Here is a 23067-nt window from a genome sequence, read left to right as displayed (position 1 = left end):
AGGGAACGGCGACTGCCCGACCTCTGCAGTACCGGCAGTCAGCGGCGGATGCCCGCCCAGTCGTGGTGCCGGCGGACGGTGGAGAGGATGAAGTCGACGACGCGGCGGGACGTGTCGGGGATCCGGTAGTCGGCCGGGCAGGGCACTCCCTGCGCGGCGACCTGGTCCACGGTGACCTGCACCGCCTCCACGACGCCTTCCGGGTCGAGCCCGGTCATGATGATGCCGCCGGCGTCGAGCGCCTCGGGCCGTTCGATCGACTCCCGCAGGGTGACCGCGGGGAAGCCGAGGATCGCCGCCTCCTCGCTGATCGTTCCGCTGTCTGAGAGCGTGCAGAAGGCCCGGGTCTGCAGGTGCACGTAGTCGATCAGACCGAACGGCTCGTGGAAGGCGATGTCCTCCAGCGCGTCGGCGTCGGGCGCCAGCGCCTCCAGCCGCTTGCGCGTACGCGGATGTGTGGAGACCAGCACCGGGTGGCCCCAGCGGTCGTGGACGGCCCGGAGACAGTCCAGCAGCAGCTGCAGCCGGGCCGGCGAGTCCACGTTCTCCTCGCGGTGCGCGCTGACCATGAAGTAGCGGCCCGGTTCGAGTTCGAGCTGCCGCAGGATGGTCGAGGCGGCGATCTCCGCCCGGTAGTGCTCCAGCACCTCGCGCATGGGTGAGCCGGTGTGCAGGACTCGCCGCGGGTGAAGCCCTTCGGCGAGCAGGTTGCGCCGGGCGTGCTCGGTGTAGACAAGGTTGAAGTCGGCGACGTGGTCGACCAGCCGGCGATTGGTCTCCTCCGGCACGTTCAGGTCGAAGCAGCGGTTGCCGGCCTCCATGTGGTAGACCGGCACCCGCATCCGCCGGGCCATCAGCGCGGCGATGCAGCTGTTCGTGTCACCGAGCACCAGCAGCGCGTCCGGCCGGTACTCGGCGATGGCGGCCTCCACCCCGACGAGCACACCGCCCAGCACCCGGCCGAGCGACGACGTGTCGACGCGCAGGAACCGGTCCGGCGTGCGCAGCCGCAGTTCGGTGAAGAAGACGTCGGAGAGGGTGGTGTCCCAGTTCTGTCCGGTGTGCACCAAAAGGTGGTCGACCGTGTCGTCGAGCCGGGAGATCACCCGCGACAGTCTGATGATCTCCGGTCGGGTGCCGACCACCGTCATGATCCGGGTCATGCCCGTCCCCTCTGTGCTGCCGCCTTGGTCAAAATGTCCTCGAACTGGTCGACGCCCACCCGCAGCGACATCCGCTCCTGATAGACCTGCCGGGCCCGTCGTCCCATCTCCTGGCGTACGGCCGCGGGCAGGGCGGCTGCCTCGGTGAAACGTTCGGCGAGCGCCCGCCAGTCCTCTGGGGGGCAGGTGAGGCCGACGTCGGTCGACCGGACCAGCGCGGCGGTGTCGCCGGCCACCGAGGCGATAACCGGGGCGCCGCAGGCGAGCGCGGCCTGCAGCTTCGACGGGACGGCGGCGCGCAGGGCGGGCACGTCGCGCAGGCAGAGCAGCTGCCACTGCGCGGCCGCGTAGAGGTCGGCCATCTCGTCGGCCGGTCGCCGGCCGACGAAGCGGACGTTCTCGGCGCCGAGCTCGGCCGCGAGCCGACGGGCGCGGTCCTCGTCCGCCCCGGAGCCGACCAGCACCAGGTCCATCCGGTCCCGTACGGCGGCCGCCGCCCTGATGGCCGTCTCGAGGCCTTGGAGCAGGCCGAGATTCCCGGCGAACATCACCGTGCAGCGGCCTCGGTGGCCGAGCACCGCGCGGGCCTCGTCGGTGGCCGGGACCGGGCGGAAGAGCACGTCGTCGGTCCAGTTCCAGACCACCCGGACCTTGGCCGGGTCGGCACCGCGCGCCACCACCCGTTCGGCCATCGTCGGCGAGATCGCCACGATGCTGTCCGCCGAGCGGTACGTCCGGCGCATCAACCCACCGAGAATCCGCTCCAACGCGCGCCCGCCCCGGCCGGTGGGCGTCATGCCCGACTGCACCACCGACTCGGGCCAGAGGTCCTGCACGTGCAGCACGACCGGCGTCCGGCGCACGACGCGCGCCAGGGCCGCCGCCGCGATCGAGGTCGGCGGCGGGTGATAGACGTACGTGACGTCGACGCCGGAGAGCCACCGCACCCCGGCGGCCGCGCTGGTGACGCCGAAGGAGAGGTGACTCAACCCCCTGCGCAGGGCCGACGTGTCGTGACTCGGATAGGCGGGCACCCTGCGTACCGCCACCGCCCCGTCGGTCTCGCGGTGCCGCCAGCGTTGCCGCCAACCGGGGAAGACCCGCCCGTACGGGTAGCTCGGGAAGGTGGTGAGCACCCGCACCTCGTGTCCGCGCTCGGCCAGCCGCTGAGCCAGGTTGCCGGGGATGAAGACCCCCTCGGGCGGATACCACTGGCTGATCAGGCCGATCCTCACGCGCCGACCACCACCGGCGCGGTGTGTGCCTCCTCGACCGGCTCGGGCCAGGTGTCCGGTCGATCCGGGTCGAAGAGTTCGTTGGTCCAGAACTGGGTGAGCAGCTCGTCGGGGCCGGTGTTCACCAGCTTGTGCACCCACATGGTCGGCATGTCGATCAGCACCGGTTCGTCACCACTGACCGGGAACCGCAGCACCTCGGTGTCGCCCACGCGCCGCAGGCTGATCTCGGCCGAGCCCCGCAGCACCACGAACCGCTCCACCTTCGCGAGGTGGAAGTGCTCCCCGCGGGTGACACCGGGGCGGGTGGTGGAGCAGAACGTCTGCCCCGCGCCGCCGTGCACCTTCACGGTCTCCACCAGGGCGCCGCGGGCGTCGGCGCGTCGGGGCAGCGGAATCGGGTAGTGCGTCGGGAAGCAGTGCGACCGGTAGGTGTTGAACAACCGCACGTCGTGCCGGTCCGACAGACTCGGGACCTCACCGGTGCGGTAGGTGGTCGCCATCGCCTCGAGCCGGTCGGCCAGGCCCCGGACGCCGGTCCGCAGCGGCGGCAGGTCCGGGTCCCACGATCCGCCGGCCGGCACTCCGGCCAGCCGGGCCGCCGCGTCGGTGACGTGCACGAGCTCCAGCTCGCGATCGGCGTGCACCTCGGGCCGCCCGCCCTCGGCCAGCACTCGGCAGAACGTCGCCACCGCCGAGTTGTAGTAGGGGCGGCCGTGCTCGCCGTAGAGGTTCGGCAGGAGGAGGTCGTCGAGGGGGAGGCCGGTGTCGGCGAGGATGCCGGCCGCAGTGGCCTTCGAGTCGCCGTACGGGGTGCCGTTGCCGGCCTGCACCGAGTTGGCGAAGACCACCGATCCCGGCGGCACGGCCGCGCGGCGCAGTCCTTCGGCGAGCTGAGCGGCGAGCTGCACGTTGCCGGCCGCCACGTCGGCGGGCTCGCCCCGGTTGACCCCAGCCAGGTGCAGCACCCGGTCGACCCCGGCGACCTTGGCCGCCACCGTCGCCGGGTCCACGAGGTCCGTCCGGCTGATCACGGTCGGCGCGGGCCAGCCCAGCGCGTGCAGCAGCACTCGTACGTGCCAGCCCAGAAAACCACCGGCCCCGGTGACGGCCAGCCTCAGCACGCCAGCACCGGATCCCGCAGCGCCAGCTCAGCCCGCACCTCGGGCAGGGTCTTCAGCAGCTCGACGATCTCGGGTACGGCGAGCTGCGGCGCGTTCGACGAGTTGAACTCCTCGGTCGGCCCGTCGCCGAGCTCCCCCTCCGAGACGTAGAGCGCGTAGTTCAGGTTCCGCGCGTCCAGCGGCACCCGGAGGAACTCGTCGAAGTCCTCGGCATGCAGCAGCTCCTCCCGGCTGGCCAGCGTCTCGTCCAACTTCTCCCCGTGCCGCACGCCGATCGTGTCGAACTTGGCTGGCACGTCGAAGAGCTGGCAGATCGCCTCGCCGAGGTCGCCGATCGTGCAGGCGACGGCCTTGCGGATGAAGATGTCGCCGGGCCGGGCGTGCGCGAAGGCGTGCTCGACCAGCTCCACCGAGTCGGCCAGCGACATCAGGAAGCGAGTCATTCCCGGGTCGGTCACCGTCAGCGCCCGGCCCGCCTTGATCTGCTCGATGAAGAGCGGGATCACGGATCCACGCGAGTACATGACGTTGCCGTACCGGACGCAGGAGACGGTGGTGGCGCTGTTCGGGTTGTTCCGCGCGTGTGCCTGGGCGACCTTCTCCATCATCGCCTTGCTCATGCCCATCGCGTTCACCGGGTGGACGGCCTTGTCGGTGCTGAGCACCACGACCGAGCCGACGCCGGTGCGCTCGGCCGCCTCAATGACGTTGGCGCTGCCCAGCACGTTGGTCCGGACCGCCTCCAGCGGGAAGAACTCACACGACGGCACCTGCTTGAGGGCGGCCGCGTGGAAGACGTAGTCGATGCCCCGGCTGGCTTTGAGCACCGAGTCGTAGTCGCGCACGTCGCCGACGTGGTACCGAACCCGGTCGTCGCCGAGCACGCGGCGCATGGCGTCCTGCTTGGCCTCGTCCCGGCTGAACACCCGGACCTCGCCGACTCCCCGTTCGAGGAGACGACGCACCATGGTCTGGCCGAAGGAACCGGTGCCGCCGGTGATGAGCACGCGGCGTCCGGTGGTCGAGTAGCTCACTGACGCTCCGTTCGTTGATGGCGGCTCGCGTAGCCGTGCTGGTCACGGCCACGGTCAGAGCACAATTGCCGCAACGAGCGGGAGGCAGCGGGAGAAACGCACAGAACGGGATTAACAGCACGGCCGACGGATCCCGGAACGGTCGGGTCGAGGCAACATGCGACGAGATGACGCCGCCGACGCGTCAGCCGTTCGGTGGGCCGATCGCCAGATCTCCGGCCCGCCTCCCGGTCCGTTGTTAGAAAAGTGGCGACGCATGCCTGCCCGGACGAAGGAGCAGGTGAGCCACCCCGCCGTCAGCGACCTCCCGAGGCAAGGATGACCGCATGCCGGCCAGCCGTTCAAATCCGTTCCTCTTCGCGGCCGGTGTTGTGATCGTCGGCACCGCAGCCGGCTACGCTGGCTCGAAACCAGCACTCGCGGCGGTCATCGCGCTCGGTGCGCTCATCGCCCTCTCCGCCCGGTCGCTCGACGGGTGGCAGCGCATCTACTCCGTCGCCGTCGTGCTGATGCTCTGCGCCGCGTCCAACGTCGAGGTCCTCACCCGGTTCAGCTTCCATGCCCGCTACGTAGCCGTCGCGGCGCTCGTCGTTTGGACCTTCGTCACCGGCACACAGGGCCGGCGAAGTCTCCGCTCGCTCGGTCGGCCCGCCCGGTGGTTGATCGGTGGTCTCTGGGCGGCCGCAGCCCTCGCCGTCTGCAGCACCGCCTGGTCGGTGAACAGGATGGAGACCCTTCAGCAGAGCATCGCGCTCGGGCTCCTCGCCGCGCTGGTGCACGCGATGATCACCCGTCGCTGGGCCGACCCACGAGTGATCGGCAAGGATCTCGGCATCGCGTACGTTCTGCTGGTCCTCTGCTTCACCGCAAGCCTGGCGTACGACGTTCTCGGCGGCGAGAACTCGAGGACCTACGGCGGTCGACTCCAAGGCATCTTCGCCAACCCGAACACACTCAGCGTCCTATGCGCCATGAGCATCCCCGTCGGGTGGAGCCTCTATCGTCGATCGCAGAGACCTCTCGCCCTAGCCGGAATCGTGCCGGCCGTCGTTGCGCTGGTGTTGTCGGAGTCCCGTACCGCGCTGCTCGCCGTAGCGATTGGCGGATTCTGGGTACTCGCCCGCAGTGGGCTCGGTGCGGTGGTGCGCTGCGTCTGCGCCGTCGCGCTGGCGGCGACCGCGCTCCAACTTGTCGGCGGCTTCGGTCTGCTGCGGGGCGCCGAATGGGCGAACGGCCTCGCCGATCGGTTCACCGCCCAGGAAGGCGGCGACGTCTCCAACGGCCGCATCTTCGCCTGGCAACTGACGCTCGACTTCTGGGAAGCTCGCCCCGGCGTGGGCTACGGGTACGCGGCCGGACCCTCGCTCTTCGAGGGCACCCGGCAGTCGGACTTCTTCGACTTCCAGGGGAATTCCGTGCACAACAGCTATCTCCAGTGGGTCCTGGAACTAGGGCTTGCCGGCGCGGCAGTGCTCCTCCTGCTAGGGCTGGTATGCCTTGTGGTGGTGTTTCGGGGCGCCCTCCACGGTGTCGGGTCCGGCCTCGTCTGGCTCGTCGTCACGGGTCTGCTGGTACAGCTCACCGAATCCGCCATGTTCGGCACCGGCCAGCCTTATCCGTACCTGTTCTGGCTCGCGGTGGCGGCCGCCCTCGCCCACACCGGGCACGTCCGTCCCGCTGGGCCCCGTCACCTATGGCGACGGTGTGCCGAGGTGCCGCGTCCGACCGGTCCACGGGTCGGGGCCGTCCGGAGCGCGACAGCGCCGAACAGCGGTCGCGGGGCGGGGCGGAACCCGGTCACCGTGCACGCGTCAGGGGCCGGGCACGCCGGGCGACCTGCGTCACGCCCCGGCCGACGAGGTGGTCCGGCATCGCGCGGGAGACCCGCCAACCGATGAGCAGGATCACCGCAGCCAGTGCGAGCAGGCGCCCGCCGCCACGGACCACGTAGGTGAAGCTGCCGACCCAGACGAGATCGAACAGTCCGACGGCGGCGATGACCGCGCCGGCATAGACGCCCAGGGCGTACGGAGTGGTCAGCGGGCTGGATGACGCCCAGACCAGCAGCCGGTCGATGAATCGGACGGCAAGGCCGGTCACCGGGATCATCAGAACGAGCCCGAGCAGACCGAAGTTGTACAGCCACTCTCCGTGGGAGAGCGCCGCCGCCGAGTGGCCGGTGCCGACGAGCTCGGGCGTGAGGAACGTGACGAGATCCGCGCCGAAGCCGACGGGCTTGTCCTCCCAGATCGCCCGGGGGACGAGGCTGACTGCCGTATTGGCGAACGTCTCCCCCCATCCGCGGGGCAGCAACCCCATTCCGTTCAGGTGCAGCAACTGCGCGAACGAGTGGAGCGGACTGACCGCGGATCCGAAGCCGTCCTCATCGGCGATCACTGGTGAACCCTGGGCATCGGTGGCGCGGAGCCCGGCGAGGAACAGCAACACCGGCGCCGCACCTGCGAGAACGAGCAGCTTCGTGCGCGGCCGCTCGTCCCGATGGGCCGATATCACCAGGAGCGCGAGGGCCAACGTGCCGACGACGATCCGACCGAACCCGTTGAACAGGTAGGTGAAGTAGAGCGAGAAGGCGACCAGGAGGACCAACGCGCAAAGGATCGTGCGGTGTCCGGCCGGGCCCCGCAGCAGCCCCACGGCGAGGAGCACGACGCCGACGAAGCCGACCGGGTTGGCCATTGTCAGCGAATCCGGTGTGGCCATCGACGCGGCCACCGCGAGCAGCAGCAGGAGAGCGCCGCACTTCACCGCCCAGCCGGCCGTTCTACCGTCCGCCTGCCCGGCGTACGACGGCAGCCGGCGTGACACCGTGCCGCCCCAGAACAACAGCCACGTCGTCACCTGCGTGAAGTAGCAGAGGGCAATGGCGCTGAAGAGTGGAATCCCGGGATCGTTATCCCACGCCTTGACCACCTGGTAGAGGCCGCTGAAGCCGACGAACAGCGCGAAGGCGAGGTTGTAGACCCCCACTGCCGTGATCCGGCAACCTCCGTCGCGCCAGAAGACCCACGCGCCGAAGAGTGTCGCCAACAGGCTCATCCCGAGGCTTCCCTCCCGGCCCCAACCAGTGGGGGTATTCCGTTCGAGGAGCAGGCACGCGACGCCCAGCACCAGCCACGCCATCCCCGCAAACCAGCGCCAGAAGCCGCTGGTTGCGGGGGGCGCGGTCGCACTGTCGAACGGGTCACGGGCGTGGCGCGGGCCTGCGCCCCGATCTCCACCTGCCACAGCGCGCACCCCGGTGCATGAGTTCATGAGAGCGGAGCATATATCGAGCAGATCATTCCGCCCCATTTTCGATAGATTTCGGGACGGCTTTCGCCACATCGTCTCCGACTCCCGCCGCAGACGTCACCCATCCCGACCGCTGTTCGTTAGCCAGGCGTGGCGGACACCCTCGGCGTACGGCGCGACGGCAGCATCACCGCAGCCGCGAACAGCATTCGTAATCCAACATCTACGGTGGCCGTCCATGAACCGCAATCCGCCAACGAGCCGGCGAGAAGTACTTCGGCACCACCTTTTCGCGTACTGTTGACGTGCGACTTCTTCGAGCCCGGGTTCCGGGCTGGCGGACCGATCCGATCGGTCGCCCAACTGCTTGACGTCGTGTCGCCGGCGATCGAAGTGACGATGGTGACCCGTGATCGCGACCTCGGATCATCCGAACCCTATCCTGGGCTTTCAGGCCGCTGGGTACGCCGCGGCCGGACCCACATCTGGTACCTCGACCCGCGTCGTCCAGGCCAGTGGTTCGGGCTGCTGAAGGCACTCCGATCAACCAGATTCGACCTTCTGTACGTCAACAGCCTCTGGGCAAGGTCGTCCATTCTGCCGATCATCGCGGCTCGGGCACGCCTCATCCGAGTCGAGCGGACTCTCATCGCACCGCGCGGCGAACTCGCGACGAGCGCACTCGGCGTGAAGAACCGGAAAAAGCGCTTGTTCCTGCGCGTCTGGCAACCCTTTCTGAGGCGGCCCGACGTTCTCTGGCACGCCACCAGCCCACACGAGGCGCAACTGATCAGAAAAGTATTTCCCGGATCTCGCATCGAGACGCGGCGTAACGAGGCCTCGCTTCCGCCGGAGGCGATCACCCCCAGCCAGATCGACGGACCGCCGCGCCTCGTCTTCATCGGTCGAATCAGCCCGATCAAGAACCTATCGGCGGTGATCGAGGCCCTTTCGCACACCACTCGAGAGATGGTCTTCGACATCTACGGCCCGTTGGAGGACACGGCCTACTGGGTTGAATGCCAGCAGCTCGCCCGACGGTTACCGGCGTCCGTGACGCTCTCCTACCGGGGCGAACTCGCGCCCCACGAGGTCCGGCCCACCTTTGCGCGCTACGACGCCTTCGTCTTCCCGACCCGTGGTGAGAACTTCGGTCACGTCATCGCGGAGAGCCTCTCCGCGTCCTGCCCGGTCATCTGTTCGGACCAGACGCCGTGGACCCCCGTCCTCCAGGCGGGTGGCGGGGCCGTCCTCGCGGACGTCACACCAGCCACCCTGTCGCACCAGATTGACCGGCTCGCGGGTCTCAGCCCAGCGGAACGGCTTGAGGCGCGACGTGCGGCGGGTAGGGCCTACCACTCCTGGCGAGCGGAGAGCGCCGGGCCGAACATCCTCGACCGGATCAGGTTGGCCGCCGACCCAAATTGACCGGTACCGGTCGGCGGGCGGGCGGCTGTCAGTGCCGTGCCGCGTGAAAGGATCATGATTGAAGCATCGGTTGACGCCGGAGCAGGCGGTCCCCGAGCGAACGGAAGCCGAACAGGGCCGCCCGGCGGGAGTCCGGTCCAACACCATCGTGGCATCGGTGGCCAGCCTGGTGAGCGGCCTCCTGAATGCCGCGATGCTCGCGTACACAGCGCGGCAGGGCCAGACCGGCGAGATCGCGGCCTACAGCGTCATGACGGCCGCGCTGACCTGGGTGGCGAACCTTGTCATGGGTGGGTCCTCGCTGCTGTACGTGTCCGGCAACGACGACGAACGTCGGGCGGCACACAGTCAGCGGCTGCTCTTCGCGGTGCCTTCCATGATCACCGCCATGCTGGTGATAGCCGCCCTCTACGTCGATCGCGGGTACGGCATGACCGCTCTGATCAGCGCCGGCAGCGTCATGGTCCTGAACAGTCTCGCCGATCTGCGCTTTGGCGACCTCGCCCGGCAGATGCGGTTCGTCGCGGCGTCGGCCGCGGTGACGGGTACCCGCCTCCTAGCCATGTTGCTGCTGATCGCCGGCGCTCCGCTGACGACCGCACTGCTGGCCGGCGCCCTCAGCTACCTGGTCAGCACGGAGGTCCTCGCGTGCCGAGGGCCGTCCGCCGCCCGTCCGATGTGGAGCGGCTTGTCACTGCGGGCCGCCATCCGCGCCTTCCGGTTGAGCCGGCAACTGTTCACGTACAGCCTGGCCGAGGCGTTCACTGGGCGCGCCGGCACGATCGCTCTCTCACTGGTCGCCAGCCCGCAGGTCGTGGGCTGCTTCGGGGCGCTGACCAGCATCTACCAGGCTCTGGTCGCCGTCACGTTCAGCGGGCTCCGGGTGCCGATGGCGGTCCGCACCCGACGCCGCCACAGGCTCGGCCCCTCTGTTGCGGTCAACCGGGACAGCGAGATGATCGCCGTCGCCGGCGCGGTCGTCATCGCCGCCGGCGTCATCGTGACGGCACCATGGCTCGCCACCAGCCTGCTCGCCCTGCCGATTCCGGAGGCCGCGCTCTGGTTGCAACTGTTGGCGCTGGCCCTGCCCTTCGCCACCCTGAGCCGTGCCATCGCGCTGAACAGAATCGGCGACGGCAACTACGGCGCCGCAACCCGAATCGCTCTGGCGATAGCTCTGCTCCTCTGCGGCGGGCTCCTCATCCAGACGACGGCGCTCGGCCCGACAGGCGCCGCGGCGGCGGCGACCGTCGCGGAGGTGCTCGTCGCGGGAGTCCTCGTACTCACCGCACTGTCCCGTCGACTCGGGCGCGGCCGGCATCGGAGGCGGCACAGTGCGGTGCCGGACCCGGAGCGCCGACCGGCCCCGCCGGCGGGTGTCGTAGGCCGGTGAGGCGGTCGCGCGCTCACCGGCTGAATCGCCTGCTGGCGGGCCTGAGCACCGGGCGGTCTCCGACACTACCCGCCGCAGCAGGACCAATATCGGAGACGGATCCGGCAGCTGTTAGCTGACCCAGGCCCAGCGACGCGGTGGGCCTGGGTCAGGACAGGAACAGCGCGTGTTTGCCGGCGCGGGTACGGGCCTGGTCCGCAACCTGATGGAACGTGAACGAGTCGGCACGAAGGTCGGGATGGTCCTGTCGCAGCTCGCGCGCGAAGAACGAGCTGACGCCGTCCAGATCCAGCTCGTGGTCGGCCTCCACGTAGATGTGTAGCGCGTCAGGTCGCTCCTGACGGAACTGCACGCCGACGATTCCCGGGTAGCTCTTGAGAATGTGCACCGGCAGGATCGGAGAGAGGTCGAGGATCCCCTGCGCGGACGCCACCTGGACGACCTCCTGCCGCCGACCGAGGATCGAGCGGAACTGGAACGCGTTGCCGTCGACGGCATCGGTCGGCTCGACGCAGTCGCCGATGGCGTAGTTGATCAGCGGAAACAGCCGATCGTCGAGGGTGGTGACGGTGAGCGAACCGTCGTCGGAGACGAGGCATACGAAGCTGTCCCACAGGACGCGGATAGCACGGGGCTCTCCCTGGGACATCGCCATCAAGCCGGTCTCTGCGGCTCCGTACTCGATCAGTGCGGTGGCTCCGAAAACCCGCTCGATCGTGGCGAGGTCTGCGTCACTGGCCGTCTCCGCGCTGAGGATCACCCCGCGCAGCTGGCTCTTGTCACCCAGGTCCAGGCCCTCGCGTTCGATGTAGCGGGCAAGCTTGAATACGGCCGACGTGTAGCCGACCAGCGAGACAGGGTTCTGGTCTCGAATCACCCGATAGTGCGCTTGGAGCGCCGGTTCGCTGAGATCGTATGCGTTCAATCGCCTGATGTTCAGGATCCCATCGGCGGTCGCACGTTTGGCTTGGGCGATCCGACCCTTCAGGCCGCTGCCGAAAAGGTGGGCGTGCCCCCAGAGCAGCACCTGCGGCTCGAGAGGGCGGATCCCCCACCAGGCCCGGCCGAGGTAGTTGTTCACCCAGCGGTCGGTCGTCTCGGCCTGCCCTCGGGGGAACCGCGTGGGCTGCCCCGTGCTCCCGCCGGTACTGTAGGCCCGCTTCGTCGAGCCGGACGCGAAGACCTCGGCGGATCGGCTTATGAGCACTTCCTTGTCGAGGGTCGGGAAGTGGCGGAGGTCCGACGGTCGGCCGATGCTCGTGGGCAGGCCGTGCTCGCTGCGCCAGGACCGATAGAACGGCACCCGGGTCAGGCAGTACGCCCAGATCCGGTTGAACCGTTCGACCTGGATCCGCTCGATCTCGGCCCGGGACCTCGGCTCGTTGTAAAGGGCGATTTTCCGCTCAAGGCGCCGGCAGCGCTCCGCGAACAGAATCCCACGCCCAACCGGCGCATGCACGTTCGATCGCCCTCCTGGATCTGCCGTCGATCACCCTGACGAACTGGCATGATCTCGACCAGCACGCTCGTTCATAAGCAACCTCCTCAACGATGCGACAAAATGTCGGTTACGAGGAAGTTAGTCCAGCCCGCGGGAGGAACTCATGGACCGCTCCCTGCTCGGGCTGGTGCTGCACCCGACGCGGGACGCCTCCGAGATCATCGCGATCGTCGCCGACTGGGCGGCCCGGCACGGAAAGGGTCTCGCCGTTCGCGAGGAGGACCGGGACCGCGTGCCCGCGAGCGTGGAGGCGCTCCCCCAGGACGAGCTGGTCAACCGGGTCAGCGCGCTCATCAGCATCGGCGGGGACGGCACGATGCTCGGCGCGCTCCGGTCGACGGTCGACAACCCGAAACCGGTGCTCGGCGTGCACCTGGGGCGGCTGGGCTTCCTGGTGGAGGTGGAGCCGCCCGAGCTGCCCGAGGCGCTGGACCGGCTCACCCACAAGAACTTCACCGTGGAGGCGCACAGCTGCCTCGCCTGCGACGTCTGCGGTGACGACGTGGTGGCGTTCAACGACATCGCGCTGATCCGCCGGCCCGGCACCGGGCTCGTCATCGCCACCCTCGCCGTGGACGGCCAGCGCTACGGCTACTACCGCTGCGACGCGCTCGTGGTGAGTACGCCGACCGGCTCGACCGCGTACAGCTACGCGGCGGGTGGTCCGCTGGTCTCCCCGGCGACCCAGGCGGTGGTGGTCACCCCGTCCGCCCCGATGGCCGGCATCAGCCGCTCCGTCGTGCTCAGCCCGGAGGAGAAGGTGCGGCTCGAACTCACCCCCGACTCCGGGCCGGTGGCGGTGGAGGTGGACGGCCGGGTCTTCCGGGAGGCGACCTCCGAGGGGGCGATCGACATCACCTACCGCCGGGAGGCCGGCATGGTGGTCCGCCTCGACCCTCGCCGCTACCAGGAACGCAACCAGCTCAAACTCAGCCTGATGGATCTACCGCTGCTGCCCGACCAGCTCCGCGAGCTGCTGCCGCAGACCTTCCGCGAGCAGCTCGACCGCCGCGAGATACCCCGCTGACCGCAGGAACCGCGGCCAGCGAGGTGAGAAGTCCTCGTACGGCTCAGGCCTGCTTGAGCACCTCGGTGACCAGGTCCTTCGCCTCCTGCTGGATCCGGGTCAGGTGCTCCGCCCCCTGGAACGACTCGGCGTAGATCTTGTAGACGTCCTCGGTGCCGGAGGGCCGGGCGGCGAACCAGCCCGAGTCGGTGGTGACCTTCAGCCCGCCGATCGGAGCGCCGTTGCCGGGCGCCGTGGTGAGGGTCGCGGTGATCGGCTCGCCGGCCAGCTCGGTGGCGGTCACCTGCTCCGGGGAGAGCTTGCTCAGCACGGCCTTCTCCTCCCGGCCGGCCGGGGCGTCGATCCGGGCGTACGCCGGGGCGCCGAAGCGCTCGGCGAGCTCCGTCCAGTGCTCGCTGGGGGTCCGGCCGGTCGTCGCGATGATCTCCGCGGCGAGCAGGCAGAGCAGGATGCCGTCCTTGTCGGTGGTCCAGGTGCCGCCGTCGCGGCGCAAGAACGAGGCGCCCGCGCTCTCCTCGCCGCCGAAGCCGACCGCCCCGTCGAGCAGGCCGGGCACGAACCATTTGAACCCGACCGGCACCTCCAGCAGCGGCCGGCCGAGGTCGGCGGCGACCCGGTCGATCATCGACGAGGAGACCAGGGTCTTGCCGACGGCTGCGGCCGGACCCCACTGCGACCGGGTCCGGAAGAGGTGGCCGATCGCCACGGCCAGGTAGTGGTTGGGGTTCATCAGGCCGCCGTCGGGGGTGACGATGCCGTGCCGGTCGGCGTCCGCGTCGTTGCCGGTGGAGACCTGGTAGTCGGCGCGGGCGGCGATCAGCGACGCCATCGCGTTCGGCGACGAGCAGTCCATCCGGATCTTCCCGTCGCCGTCGAGGGTCATGAACCGCCAGGTCGGGTCGACCGACGGGTTGATGACGGTGAGGTCGAGGCCGTGCCGCTGCGCGATCTCACCCCAGTAGGCGACGCTCGCCCCGCCCAGCGGGTCGGCACCGATCCGCACCCCGGCGGCGCGGATCGCGTCGACGTCGATCGCCGCCGGCAGGTCGTCGACGTACCGGCCGAGGAAGTCGTACGTCCCGGTGGTGTCGGCGGCGCGGGCCCGGGCGTACGGGATCCGCCGGACCCTGGCGAGCCCGTCGGCGAGGAGGTCGTTGGCCCGGTCCTGGATCCACTTCGTGACGTCGGTGTCGGCCGGCCCGCCGTTGGTCGGGTTGTACTTGAAGCCGCCGTCGTCGGGCGGGTTGTGCGACGGAGTGATCACGATGCCGTCGGCGAGCCCGCCGGTGCGCCCCCGGTTGTGGGTGAGGATGGCGTGCGACACCGCCGGGGTCGGCGTGTAGCCGTCCCGGCTGTCGAGCAGCACGGTGACGTCGTTGGCGGCGAGCACCTCCAGCGCGTCGACGGCGGCGGGGGTGGAGAGGGCGTGGGTGTCCCGGCCCAGGAAGAGCGGGCCGTCGACGCCCTGCTGCCGCCGGTAGTCGCAGAGCGCCTGGGTGACGGCGACGATGTGGTCGGAGTTGAAGGCGCGGCGCAGGCTCGACCCCCGGTGGCCGGAGGTGCCGAAGGAGACCCGCTGCGCCGGGTCACCCGGGTCCGGGTGCTCGGCGTAGTAGGCGGTCACCAGCCGGGGCACGTCGACCAGGTCGGCGGGCTGGGCCGGTTGACCGGCACGGGGGTGGGCCATTGCGGCAACCTCCTCGGACGGGGCGGACGCCGTTCTCTTCCCGGCGGCGCCCTTTTTCATGCGTACGGCGACCGCCGTCACGGCTCGACGCGCTGGCCCTTGCCGATCACCACGATCCCGTTGTCGGAGACAACATAGCGTTGCCGGTCCTTCTCCAGGTCGACGCCGATCTCGGCGCCCTCGGGCACGAAGACGTTCTTGTCGAGGATGGCGCGGCGGACCACGGCGTGTCGGCCGATCTCCACGCCCTCCATGAGCACCGCGCCGTCGACGTGCGCCCACGAGTGGACCCGCACCTTCGGGGAGACGACGGAGTTCTCGACGAGCGAGCCGGAGATCACCGCGCCGGGCGAGACGAGCGACCCGACCGCCCGGCCGACCCGCTCTCCCCACTGGTGGACGAACTTGGCCGGCGGGTACGGGGGCTGCTCGGTGTAGATCGGCCAGTCGAAGTTGTAGAGGTTGAAGACCGGGTGCACGTTGATCAGATCCATGTGCGCGTCGTAGAACGAGTCGAGCGTTCCGACGTCCCGCCAGTAGCCGCGGTCGCGGTCGGTGCTCCCCGGCACCTCGTTGTCCTTGAAGTCGTAGACGTTCGCCTCGCCCCGCTCGACCAGCATCGGGATGATGTTGCCGCCCATGTCGTGCTTGCTGGTGTTGTCCTCCGCGTCGCGCTCCACCGCCTCGCAGAGCGCCTTGGTGGTGAAGACGTAGTTGCCCATCGAGGCGTAGATCTGGTCGGGGGCGTCGGGCAGGCCGACCGCGTCGGTGGGCTTCTCGCGGAACGCGCGGATGCGCCGGCCGTCCTCGCCGACCTCGATGACGCCGAACTGGTCGGCCGTCGAGAGCGGTTGCCGGATCCCGGCGACCGTGACGGCCGCGCCGGAGGCGATGTGGTCCTCCACCATCTGCCGGGGGTCCATCCGGTAGATGTGGTCGGCGCCGAAGACGATCACGTAGTCGGGCTGCTCGTCGTTGATCAGGTTGAAGCTCTGGTAGATGGCGTCCGCCGAGCCGGCGAACCACCACGGGCCGCGGCGCTGCTGGGCCGGTACGGGGGTGACGTAGTTGCCGAGCAGCGTCGACATGCGCCAGGTCTTGGTGATGTGCCGGTCCAGGGAGTGCGACTTGTACTGGGTCAGCACCACGATCTTGAGGTAGCCGGCGTTGGCGAGGTTGGAGAGGACGAAGTCGACCATGCGGTACATCCCGCCGAACGGGACGCCCGGCTTGGCCCGGTCCGCGGTCAACGGCATGAGGCGCTTGCCCTCTCCGCCGGCCAGGACGATCGCGAGCACCTTGGCAGCCATGGTCAGACGCTAACCAGCCGCGTGCGATCTCACCACTCGTACGGTCGGACTTCTGCACTAGGGTGCGGGAATGCCCGACTCCACCCCCGCAGCCGGCGAGCTGCGCGTCGATCTGCTCACCCGCGAGTACCCGCCGGAGGTGTACGGCGGCGCGGGCGTGCACGTCGAGTACCTGGCCCGCGAGCTGCGCCACCTCGCCGACGTACGGGTGCACTGCTTCGGCCTGCCGCGCACCGAGCCGGGCGTCACCGCGTACGCCGAGCCGCCGGGGCTGACCGGGGCGAACGCCGCGCTGCGCACGATGGGCGTGGACCTGGAGATGGCCGCGGGCTGCGCCGGCACCGACGTGGTGCACAGCCACACCTGGTACGCGAACCTGGCGGGTCACACCGCCAAGCTGCTGCACGGGGTGCCGCACGTGGTCACCGCGCACAGCCTGGAGCCGCTGCGCCCGTGGAAGGCCGAGCAGCTCGGCGGCGGCTACGCGCTCTCCTCGTGGTGCGAGCGCACGGCGGTGCTCGCCGCCGACGCGGTCATCGCGGTCAGCGAGGGGATGCGGCGGGACGTGCTCACCGCCTACCCGGAGGTCGACCCGGACCGGGTGCGGGTGGTCTACAACGGCATCGACACCGCGCAGTACGCGCCGGATCCGGGCACGGACGTGCTGGACCGGCTCGGCATCGACCCGGCGCTGCCCAGCGTGGTCTACGTCGGCCGGATCACCCGGCAGAAGGGACTGCCGTACCTGCTGCGCGCCGCCCGGGAGTTGCCGGCCGACACCCAGCTGGTGCTGCTGGCCGGCGCGCCGGACACGGCGGAGATCGCGGCCGAGGTGGAGGGGCTCGTCGCGGAGCTGCGGGCGAACCGGTCCGGGGTGATCTGGGTGGCCGAGATGCTGCCGAAGCACGAGGTTATCCAGGTCCTCACGCACGCCACGCTCTTCGCCTGCCCGTCGATCTACGAGCCGATGGGCATCGTGAACCTGGAGGCGATGGCGTGCGAGACGGCGGTGGTGGCTACCGCGACCGGTGGCATCCCGGAGGTGGTGGCCGCCGGGGAGACGGGTCTGCTGGTCCCCATCGAGCAGGCCGCCGACGGCTCCGGGCGACCGCTGGATCCGCAGCGCTTCGTCGCCGACTTCGCCGCGCGGATGAACGAGCTGCTGGGCGACCCGCAGCGGGTGGCGGCGTTCGGGCTGGCCGGTCGGCGCCGGGCCGTCGAGCACTTCTCCTGGGACGCCATCGCGGCGCGGACGCTGGAGGTCTACCGGTCGGTGGGCGCGGCGGGCTGATCCGCTCAGCTCGCCGTTCCGGGCGGGGACTTGAGCAGCGGCGTCGCCTCGGCGGGATTGCCGCCGTGCCCGTTTCGGAGCGCGCTGGCCGCGATCCGGACGAGGTCGATGTTGACTCCGGCGGCGCCGCTCGGATCATGCACCGTGAGTTTCACGTCGAGGCTGACCGCTGTTCCGCCCCAACCCTGCGCCTCGAGGTTGAGGTGCGCCACCTTCTGCGATTTCAGGTGCGGCAGGTACCCCAGCGGGGCCATCTCGACCTTGCCGGACGCCGACAACGCGTTGAGCTTGGACTGCTTCTTGGAATCGGGGTTCTCGACCAGGTTACGAAAGTCCTCGGTGCCCCCGAGGTTGACCTGATACGAGCTGACCAGCGTGAGGCCCCGCTCCGCCAGCAGGCGTAGCAGGGTGTTGTGCACCACCGACGTGCCGAACTGGCTGGCCAGGTCGTCGCCGAGCAGCGGCAGACCGGCCGCCGCGAACCTGTTCAGCCACTCTGTGTCGCGGGCGATCGGGTCGGCGGTGGTGTTGATGAAGGCGACACCCGCTCGGTACGCGGCTTCGGCGTACGCCCGGGCCGTCTCCGGCCGGCCACTCGGCGCCGAGTAGAGCAGCACCTCTGCCCCGGCCAGCTGCGCCGCCACCCGATCGATCTCGGTCGCGTCGACAAGACCCTTGGTGACGGGAACGCCCGCCCTGGGGAGGTCGCAGTCGAGCGAAGGGAAATTGTTCGGCGGCATGAAGATCGCCTCGGTCAGGTCCCTGCCGATCTTCTCCTCGGAGGTGGCGAAGGCCGCGACGAAGTCGATGTCATCCACGCCGAGCCCGTCGATCACCGGCCTGCGAACACCCACCAGGCTGCCGGTCTGGCGGTGCAGAGCGATCCCCTGCACCAACGCCGACGTGTTGTTTCCGACACCCACAACCGCGAGCCTCACCCGTTCGATCATGAAGGCGAGGCTACTGAACTCGGGCCGGGAAGATCCATGCTCGGTGGTGGCCGGACCGACGTGCTTGCCGCGCACGAGCGGAACTCGCACAGTAGGTTGGCGGGGTGACTGGACGGTTCCCGATCGAAGACGTCTCCCCCGTCGTCTCGTGCGGTCGCTACCCGGCGAAGGCCGTCGTCGACGAGCTGGTGCCGGTGACGGCCCGGGCCTACCGCGAGGGGCACGACGCGCTCGGCTGCAACGTGGTGTGGCGCGGCCCGGACGGCGCGACCCGGCCGTTCACCCGGATGCGCCCCGGCGAGCCGGGGCAGGATCGGTGGCACGCCACCATCCGGCCCGACGCGGTCGGCGACTGGACGTTCCACGTCGAGGCGTTCGCCGACCCGTACCTCACCTGGCAGAACGCGGTGACGAAGAAGCTCGCCGCCGGGCAGGGGCCGGCGGAGCTCGCCAACGACCTGGCCGAGGGCGCGCAGCTGCTGGACGCCGCCACGTCGGGGGTGCCGGCGGCGCAGCGGCAGCGGGTCACCCGGGCCGCCGCCGCGCTGCGCGAGGTTGACCGGGAGCTGTCGCAGCGGGTCGCGCCGGCGCTGGAGCTGGCCGACCTGCTCTGGGCCCACCCGGTGCGGGAACTGGTCACCGTCGGCGACGAGCACCGGATCTGGGTGGATCGGGAGCGGGCGCTCTTCTCCGCCTGGTACGAGTTCTTCCCCCGCTCGGAGGGCGCCGTCGCGGCCACCGTCGACGCGCCGGCCCGCTCCGGCACCTTCGCCACGGCGGTCGGGCGGCTGCCCGGGGTGGCGGCGATGGGCTTCGACGTGCTCTACCTGCCGCCGATCCACCCGATCGGGCGGGTCAACCGCAAGGGCCCCAACAACTCGCTCACCGCCGGGCCGGACGACGTCGGCTCGCCGTGGGCCATCGGCGCCGCGGAGGGCGGCCACGAAGCGATCCACCCCGACCTGGGTACGGCGGAGGACTTCCGGGAGTTCGTGGCGGCCGCCGCCGAGCAGGGCCTGGAGGTGGCGATGGACCTGGCGTTGCAGTGCGCGCCGGACCACCCGTGGGTCACCGAGCACCCGGAGTGGTTCACCGCGCGGGCCGACGGCACGATCGCGTACGCGGAGAACCCGCCGAAGAAGTACCAGGACATCTACCCGCTGAACTTCGACAACGACTCGGAGGGGATCCGGGCGGAGATCCTGCGGGTGGTGCTGCACTGGGTCGGCGAGGGCATCCGGATCTTCCGCGTGGACAATCCGCACACGAAGCCGTTCGACTTCTGGCACTGGCTGATCGCCGAGGTCAAGACTGTCGAGCCGGACGTGCTCTTCCTCGCCGAGGCGTTCACCCGACCGGCGATCATGCACGGCCTCGGGAGGATCGGCTTCACGCAGTCGTACACCTACTTCACCTGGCGCACGACGGCCGCCGAGATGCGGGAGTACTGCGAGGAGCTGGTCGCGGCGGCCGACTACATGCGGCCGAACTTCTGGCCGAACACCCCGGACATCCTGCACGAGTCGTTGCAGCACGGCGGCCCGCCGATGTTCAAGATCCGGGCGGTGCTGGCCGCGCTGCTCTCCCCCTCCTGGGGCATGTACGCGGGCTTCGAGCTCTTCGAGCACGTGGCCCGCCCCGGCGCCGAGGAGTACCTGGACAACGAGAAGTACGAGCTGCGCCCCCGCGACTGGGCCGGCGCGCAGGAGCAGGGCCGCTCGCTGGCCCCGTTCGTCGCCACCCTCAACCGGGTCCGGCGGGAGCACCCGGCGCTGCGCCGGCTCCGCAACCTGCGCTTCCACGACATCGACAATCCGGCGCTGCTCTGCTGGTCCAAACGGGACGCCGACACCGGCGACACGGTGATCGTGGTCTGCTCGTTCGACTCCACCGGGGTGCAGTGGGGCAACACCACGCTCGACATGCCGGCGCTCGGTCTGGACTGGCACGAACGGTTCACCGTGCACGACGAGCTGACCGGCGCCAGCTACGAGTGGGGGCAGCGCAACGCGGTGCGCCTCGACCCGTACCTGCAGCCCGCGCACGTGCTCACCGTGCGCCGCCCGGCCCCGCCCGAGACGCCGGCCGACGTCTCCACCGCCCCGGCGCAGCTCACCACCGAGTCCGTTCCCGAGGACCTCTCCGGCGGCACCGCCCCGACCACCCCTGCCCAGAAGGACGAGCTCCGATGGACCAGCTGATCGCCGGCCACTTCCACGACCCGCACTCGGTGCTCGGCGCGCATCCGGCCGACGGCCACACCACGATCCGTACCCTGCGCCGGGGGGCGACCGACGTCGCCGTGCTGGTCGACGGCGAGCGCCACCCGATGAAGCGGGTCCACGACGCCGGGGTCTTCGAGGCCGTCGTGCCGGGCACCACGCTCGACTACCGCATCGAGGCCGACGGGGCGCCGCACGACGACCCGTACCGCTATCCGCCGACCCTCGGCGAGCTGGACCTGCACCTGATCGGCGAGGGGCGGCACGAGCGGCTCTGGGAGGCGCTCGGCGCGCGAGTCTTCGACGAGGGGGTCGCCTTCGCCGTGTGGGCGCCGAACGCGCGCGGCGTGCGGGTGGTCGGCGAGTTCACCGGCTGGGCGCCCGACGACGGCTGGCCGATGCGCTCGCTCGGCTCCAGCGGCGTCTGGGAGATCTTCGTGCCGGGGGTGCGGGTCGGGGCCCGCTACAAGTACCGGGTGCTGGGCGCCGACGGGCACTGGCGGGACAAGGCCGATCCGCTCGCGGCGTACGCGGAGGTGCCGCCGGCCACCGCGTCGGTGGTGCACCGCTCGAGGTACGAGTGGGGCGACGCGGCCTGGCTCGACCGGCGCGCGAAGGCGCAGCCGCACCAGGAGCCGATGAGCGTCTACGAGGTGCACCTCGGTTCGTGGCGGCCCGGCCTCGGCTACCGGGAGCTGGCCGACGAGCTGACCGAGTACGTCACCGGGCTGGGCTTCACCCACGTGGAGTTCCTGCCGGTGATGGAGCACCCGTTCGGCGGCTCCTGGGGTTACCAGGTCACCGGCTACTACGCCCCGACGTCCCGCTTCGGCGACCCCGACGAGTTCCGCCACCTCGTGGACCGGCTGCACGCCGCCGGGATCGGCGTGATCCTCGACTGGGTGCCGGCGCACTTCCCCCGCGACGAGTGGGCCCTCGCGCGTTTCGACGGCACCCCGCTCTACGAGCACCCCGACCCGCGCCGCGGCGAGCACCCCGACTGGGGCACGTACGTCTTCGACTTCGGCCGCCGCGAGGTGCGCAACTTCCTGGTGGCCAACGCGCTCTACTGGCTCGACGAGTTCCACGTCGACGGGCTGCGGGTCGACGCGGTCGCCTCGATGCTCTACCTGGACTACTCCCGCCCCGAGGGGCAGTGGGCCCCCAACCAGTACGGCGGCCGGGAGCACCTGGAGGCGATCGTCTTCCTCCAGGAGGTCAACGCGACCGTCTACAAGCACCACCCGGGTGCGCTGATGGTCGCCGAGGAGTCGACGGCCTGGCCGGGGGTGACCCGACCCACCTCCGACGGCGGGCTCGGCTTCGGGTTCAAGTGGAACATGGGCTGGATGCACGACACCCTGCTCTACACCTCGAAGGACCCGATCTACCGCCAGCACCACCACCACCAGCTGACCTTCTCCCTGGCATACGCCTGGAGCGAGAACTACGTGCTGCCGATCAGCCACGACGAGGTGGTGCACGGCAAGGGCTCGCTGGTCGGCAAGATGCCCGGCGACACCTGGCAGAAGCTGGCGAACGTGCGGGCCCTGCTGGCGTACATGTGGGCGCACCCGGGCAAGCAGTTGCTCTTCATGGGCTGCGAGCTGGGCGACGACCGGGAGTGGAGTGAGGAGCGCGGCCTCGACTGGTACCTGCTGCACGACCCGGCACGGGCCGGCGTGCAGCGCCTCGTCGCCGACCTGAACCGCCGCTACCGGGAGACCCCGGCACTCTGGGCGCAGGACACCGACCCGGCCGGGTTCCGCTGGATCGCCGGGGACGACGTCGCCAACAACACCGTCTCGTTCATCCGGATCGCCCCGGACGGGCAGACGCTGGTCTGCGTGGCCAACTTCTCCGCACAGCCGCTGCCCGACTACCGGATCGGCCTGCCCGCCGCCGGCACCTGGCGGGAGGTGCTCAACACCGACGCCCAGCCGTACGGCGGCTCCGGGGTGGGGAACCTGGGCGAGGTGCACGCCGAGGACGTGCCGTGGCACGGCCTACCGGCCTCCGCGGCGCTCCAGGTACCGCCGCTCGGCGTCCTCTGGCTCTGCCCTGGTGACAGTTCCCGGCAATCGGCTCCTCGCCGGCTGTCCGACGGGCTCCGGTACATCTGAGGCCATTAGCGTGGCGTGGTCACCCTTAGCGCGCGGCAAGCGTGTGCAGTGTTTCCATGCGGATGGTGCCGCCCTGCTCGGCCTTAACGCACTGTGCGCGGCGATACGTCGGCGGCGTGGGACGGTCTCCGAGGGGACGCCGGAGGGACTGTTGACGTCCCCCAGGTCATGGCCCGCCTCCAGCCCGGCCGCTCTGCCGTCTAGGTGTTCTGTCCACGGACGTTGGTGACAGGACTTAGATCTTGAAATGGGTGAGGACCTCCGGGTGAGGTGGAGCTTGTCGAAGGTTCCGCACCACCCAGGAGGTCCTCGTGACCCACGCTAATG

General features: G+C 70.2%; 16 protein-coding genes. 7 read left to right on the top strand and 9 right to left on the bottom strand.

The window, feature by feature from the left end:
• Positions 1 to 38: 38 nt before the first annotated feature.
• The 4 genes from wecB to D7147_RS23280 are packed head-to-tail and all read right to left on the bottom strand — an operon-like array spanning position 39 to position 4556.
• Positions 39 to 1163: a non-hydrolyzing UDP-N-acetylglucosamine 2-epimerase gene (wecB, locus tag D7147_RS23295; RefSeq protein WP_120681192.1), complete on the bottom strand. Its 1125-nt coding sequence runs from the start codon at positions 1161 to 1163 to the stop codon at positions 39 to 41.
• Positions 1160 to 2398, bottom strand: coding sequence for a glycosyltransferase family 4 protein (locus D7147_RS23290; protein WP_120681190.1), 1239 nt, complete (start codon positions 2396 to 2398; stop codon positions 1160 to 1162). The genes wecB and D7147_RS23290 overlap by 4 nt, the downstream gene beginning before the upstream one ends.
• A complete protein-coding gene (locus tag D7147_RS23285) occupies positions 2395 to 3522 on the bottom strand; it encodes a polysaccharide biosynthesis C-terminal domain-containing protein (protein ID WP_120681188.1) in 1128 nt (375 codons plus the stop codon). The genes D7147_RS23290 and D7147_RS23285 overlap by 4 nt, the downstream gene beginning before the upstream one ends.
• Positions 3516 to 4556, bottom strand: coding sequence for a polysaccharide biosynthesis protein (locus tag D7147_RS23280; RefSeq protein WP_120681186.1), 1041 nt, complete (start codon positions 4554 to 4556; stop codon positions 3516 to 3518). Before D7147_RS23280 ends, D7147_RS23285 begins: the two co-directional genes overlap by 7 nt.
• Positions 4557 to 4882: 326 nt before the next feature.
• On the opposite strand from D7147_RS23280, the gene D7147_RS23275 reads away from it, so the two are divergent.
• Positions 4883 to 6454 carry an O-antigen ligase family protein gene (locus tag D7147_RS23275; protein WP_120681184.1) on the top strand — a complete coding sequence of 524 codons (1572 nt, stop codon included), beginning with the start codon at positions 4883 to 4885 and terminating at the stop codon, positions 6452 to 6454.
• On the opposite strand, the gene D7147_RS23270 is transcribed toward D7147_RS23275, so the two are convergent.
• On the bottom strand, positions 6354 to 7697 hold the full coding sequence (locus tag D7147_RS23270) for a hypothetical protein (RefSeq protein WP_147434573.1): 1344 nt from the start codon (positions 7695 to 7697) through the stop codon (positions 6354 to 6356). The two genes, D7147_RS23275 and D7147_RS23270, sit on opposite strands and share 101 nt — an antisense overlap.
• Positions 7698 to 7958: 261 nt before the next feature.
• Here D7147_RS23270 and D7147_RS23265 point away from each other — a divergent pair, with 261 nt between their 5' ends.
• Both D7147_RS23265 and D7147_RS23260 read left to right on the top strand, forming a co-directional pair.
• The gene (locus D7147_RS23265; RefSeq protein WP_147434574.1) at positions 7959 to 9236 is read left to right on the top strand and encodes a glycosyltransferase family 4 protein; all 1278 of its coding nucleotides are present in this window, start codon (positions 7959 to 7961) and stop codon (positions 9234 to 9236) included.
• Between the two features lie 58 nt (positions 9237 to 9294).
• Positions 9295 to 10629 carry a hypothetical protein gene (locus tag D7147_RS23260; RefSeq protein WP_147437435.1) on the top strand — a complete coding sequence of 445 codons (1335 nt, stop codon included), beginning with the start codon at positions 9295 to 9297 and terminating at the stop codon, positions 10627 to 10629.
• Positions 10630 to 10777: 148 nt separating this feature from the next.
• Here the strand turns inward: D7147_RS23260 and D7147_RS23255 are convergent, their stop codons facing one another.
• On the bottom strand, positions 10778 to 12088 hold the full coding sequence (locus D7147_RS23255; RefSeq protein WP_120681176.1) for a phenylacetate--CoA ligase family protein: 1311 nt from the start codon (positions 12086 to 12088) through the stop codon (positions 10778 to 10780).
• Positions 12089 to 12233: 145 nt separating this feature from the next.
• Between D7147_RS23255 and D7147_RS23250 the strand changes: the two genes are divergently transcribed.
• A complete protein-coding gene (locus D7147_RS23250; RefSeq protein ID WP_120681174.1) occupies positions 12234 to 13157 on the top strand; it encodes an NAD(+)/NADH kinase in 924 nt (307 codons plus the stop codon).
• 43 nt (positions 13158 to 13200) lie between these two features.
• On the opposite strand, the gene pgm is transcribed toward D7147_RS23250, so the two are convergent.
• Together pgm and glgC are read right to left on the bottom strand one after the other, a co-directional pair.
• Positions 13201 to 14844 (bottom strand): phosphoglucomutase (alpha-D-glucose-1,6-bisphosphate-dependent), encoded by a 1644-nt coding sequence (gene pgm / locus D7147_RS23245; protein ID WP_120681171.1) that lies wholly within the window; start codon positions 14842 to 14844, stop codon positions 13201 to 13203.
• A 77-nt stretch (positions 14845 to 14921) separates the two neighbouring features.
• On the bottom strand, positions 14922 to 16154 hold the full coding sequence (gene glgC, locus D7147_RS23240) for a glucose-1-phosphate adenylyltransferase (protein WP_120681169.1): 1233 nt from the start codon (positions 16152 to 16154) through the stop codon (positions 14922 to 14924).
• A 70-nt stretch (positions 16155 to 16224) separates the two neighbouring features.
• Between glgC and glgA the strand changes: the two genes are divergently transcribed.
• Positions 16225 to 17445 (top strand): glycogen synthase, encoded by a 1221-nt coding sequence (glgA, locus tag D7147_RS23235; RefSeq protein WP_120681167.1) that lies wholly within the window; start codon positions 16225 to 16227, stop codon positions 17443 to 17445.
• Positions 17446 to 17450: 5 nt separating this feature from the next.
• On the opposite strand, the gene D7147_RS23230 is transcribed toward glgA, so the two are convergent.
• Positions 17451 to 18395, bottom strand: a complete 945-nt coding sequence (locus D7147_RS23230) for an inositol-3-phosphate synthase (protein WP_120681165.1) — start codon at positions 18393 to 18395, stop codon at positions 17451 to 17453.
• Positions 18396 to 18499: 104 nt separating this feature from the next.
• On the opposite strand from D7147_RS23230, the gene D7147_RS23225 reads away from it, so the two are divergent.
• Together D7147_RS23225 and glgB are read left to right on the top strand one after the other, a co-directional pair.
• On the top strand, positions 18500 to 20596 hold the full coding sequence (locus tag D7147_RS23225; RefSeq protein WP_120681163.1) for an alpha-1,4-glucan--maltose-1-phosphate maltosyltransferase: 2097 nt from the start codon (positions 18500 to 18502) through the stop codon (positions 20594 to 20596).
• Positions 20584 to 22740 (top strand): 1,4-alpha-glucan branching protein GlgB, encoded by a 2157-nt coding sequence (gene glgB / locus D7147_RS23220; protein WP_120681161.1) that lies wholly within the window; start codon positions 20584 to 20586, stop codon positions 22738 to 22740. The genes D7147_RS23225 and glgB overlap by 13 nt, the downstream gene beginning before the upstream one ends.
• The last annotated feature ends 327 nt before the right edge of the window (positions 22741 to 23067 follow it).

The sequence above is a fragment of the Micromonospora musae genome (assembly GCF_003626545.1).
In the GTDB taxonomy this organism is placed as follows: domain Bacteria; phylum Actinomycetota; class Actinomycetes; order Mycobacteriales; family Micromonosporaceae; genus Micromonospora; species Micromonospora musae.
Note: the sequence above shows the minus strand (reverse complement) of the source record. Positions and strands in the feature narration are given on the sequence as shown.

Excerpts from the sequence above, each read along its gene's own strand:
- wecB (WP_120681192.1), bottom strand. The coding sequence starts at position 1,163 with ATGACCCGGATCATGACGGTGGTCGGCACCCGACCGGAGATCATCAGA.
- D7147_RS23275 (WP_120681184.1), top strand. The coding sequence starts at position 4,883 with ATGCCGGCCAGCCGTTCAAATCCGTTCCTCTTCGCGGCCGGTGTTGTG.
- D7147_RS23270 (WP_147434573.1), bottom strand. The coding sequence starts at position 7,697 with ATGGCGTGGCTGGTGCTGGGCGTCGCGTGCCTGCTCCTCGAACGGAAT.
- D7147_RS23250 (WP_120681174.1), top strand. The coding sequence starts at position 12,234 with ATGGACCGCTCCCTGCTCGGGCTGGTGCTGCACCCGACGCGGGACGCC.
- pgm (WP_120681171.1), bottom strand. The coding sequence starts at position 14,844 with ATGGCCCACCCCCGTGCCGGTCAACCGGCCCAGCCCGCCGACCTGGTC.
- glgC (WP_120681169.1), bottom strand. The coding sequence starts at position 16,154 with ATGGCTGCCAAGGTGCTCGCGATCGTCCTGGCCGGCGGAGAGGGCAAG.
- glgA (WP_120681167.1), top strand. The coding sequence starts at position 16,225 with ATGCCCGACTCCACCCCCGCAGCCGGCGAGCTGCGCGTCGATCTGCTC.
- D7147_RS23230 (WP_120681165.1), bottom strand. The coding sequence starts at position 18,395 with ATGATCGAACGGGTGAGGCTCGCGGTTGTGGGTGTCGGAAACAACACG.
- glgB (WP_120681161.1), top strand. The coding sequence starts at position 20,584 with ATGGACCAGCTGATCGCCGGCCACTTCCACGACCCGCACTCGGTGCTC.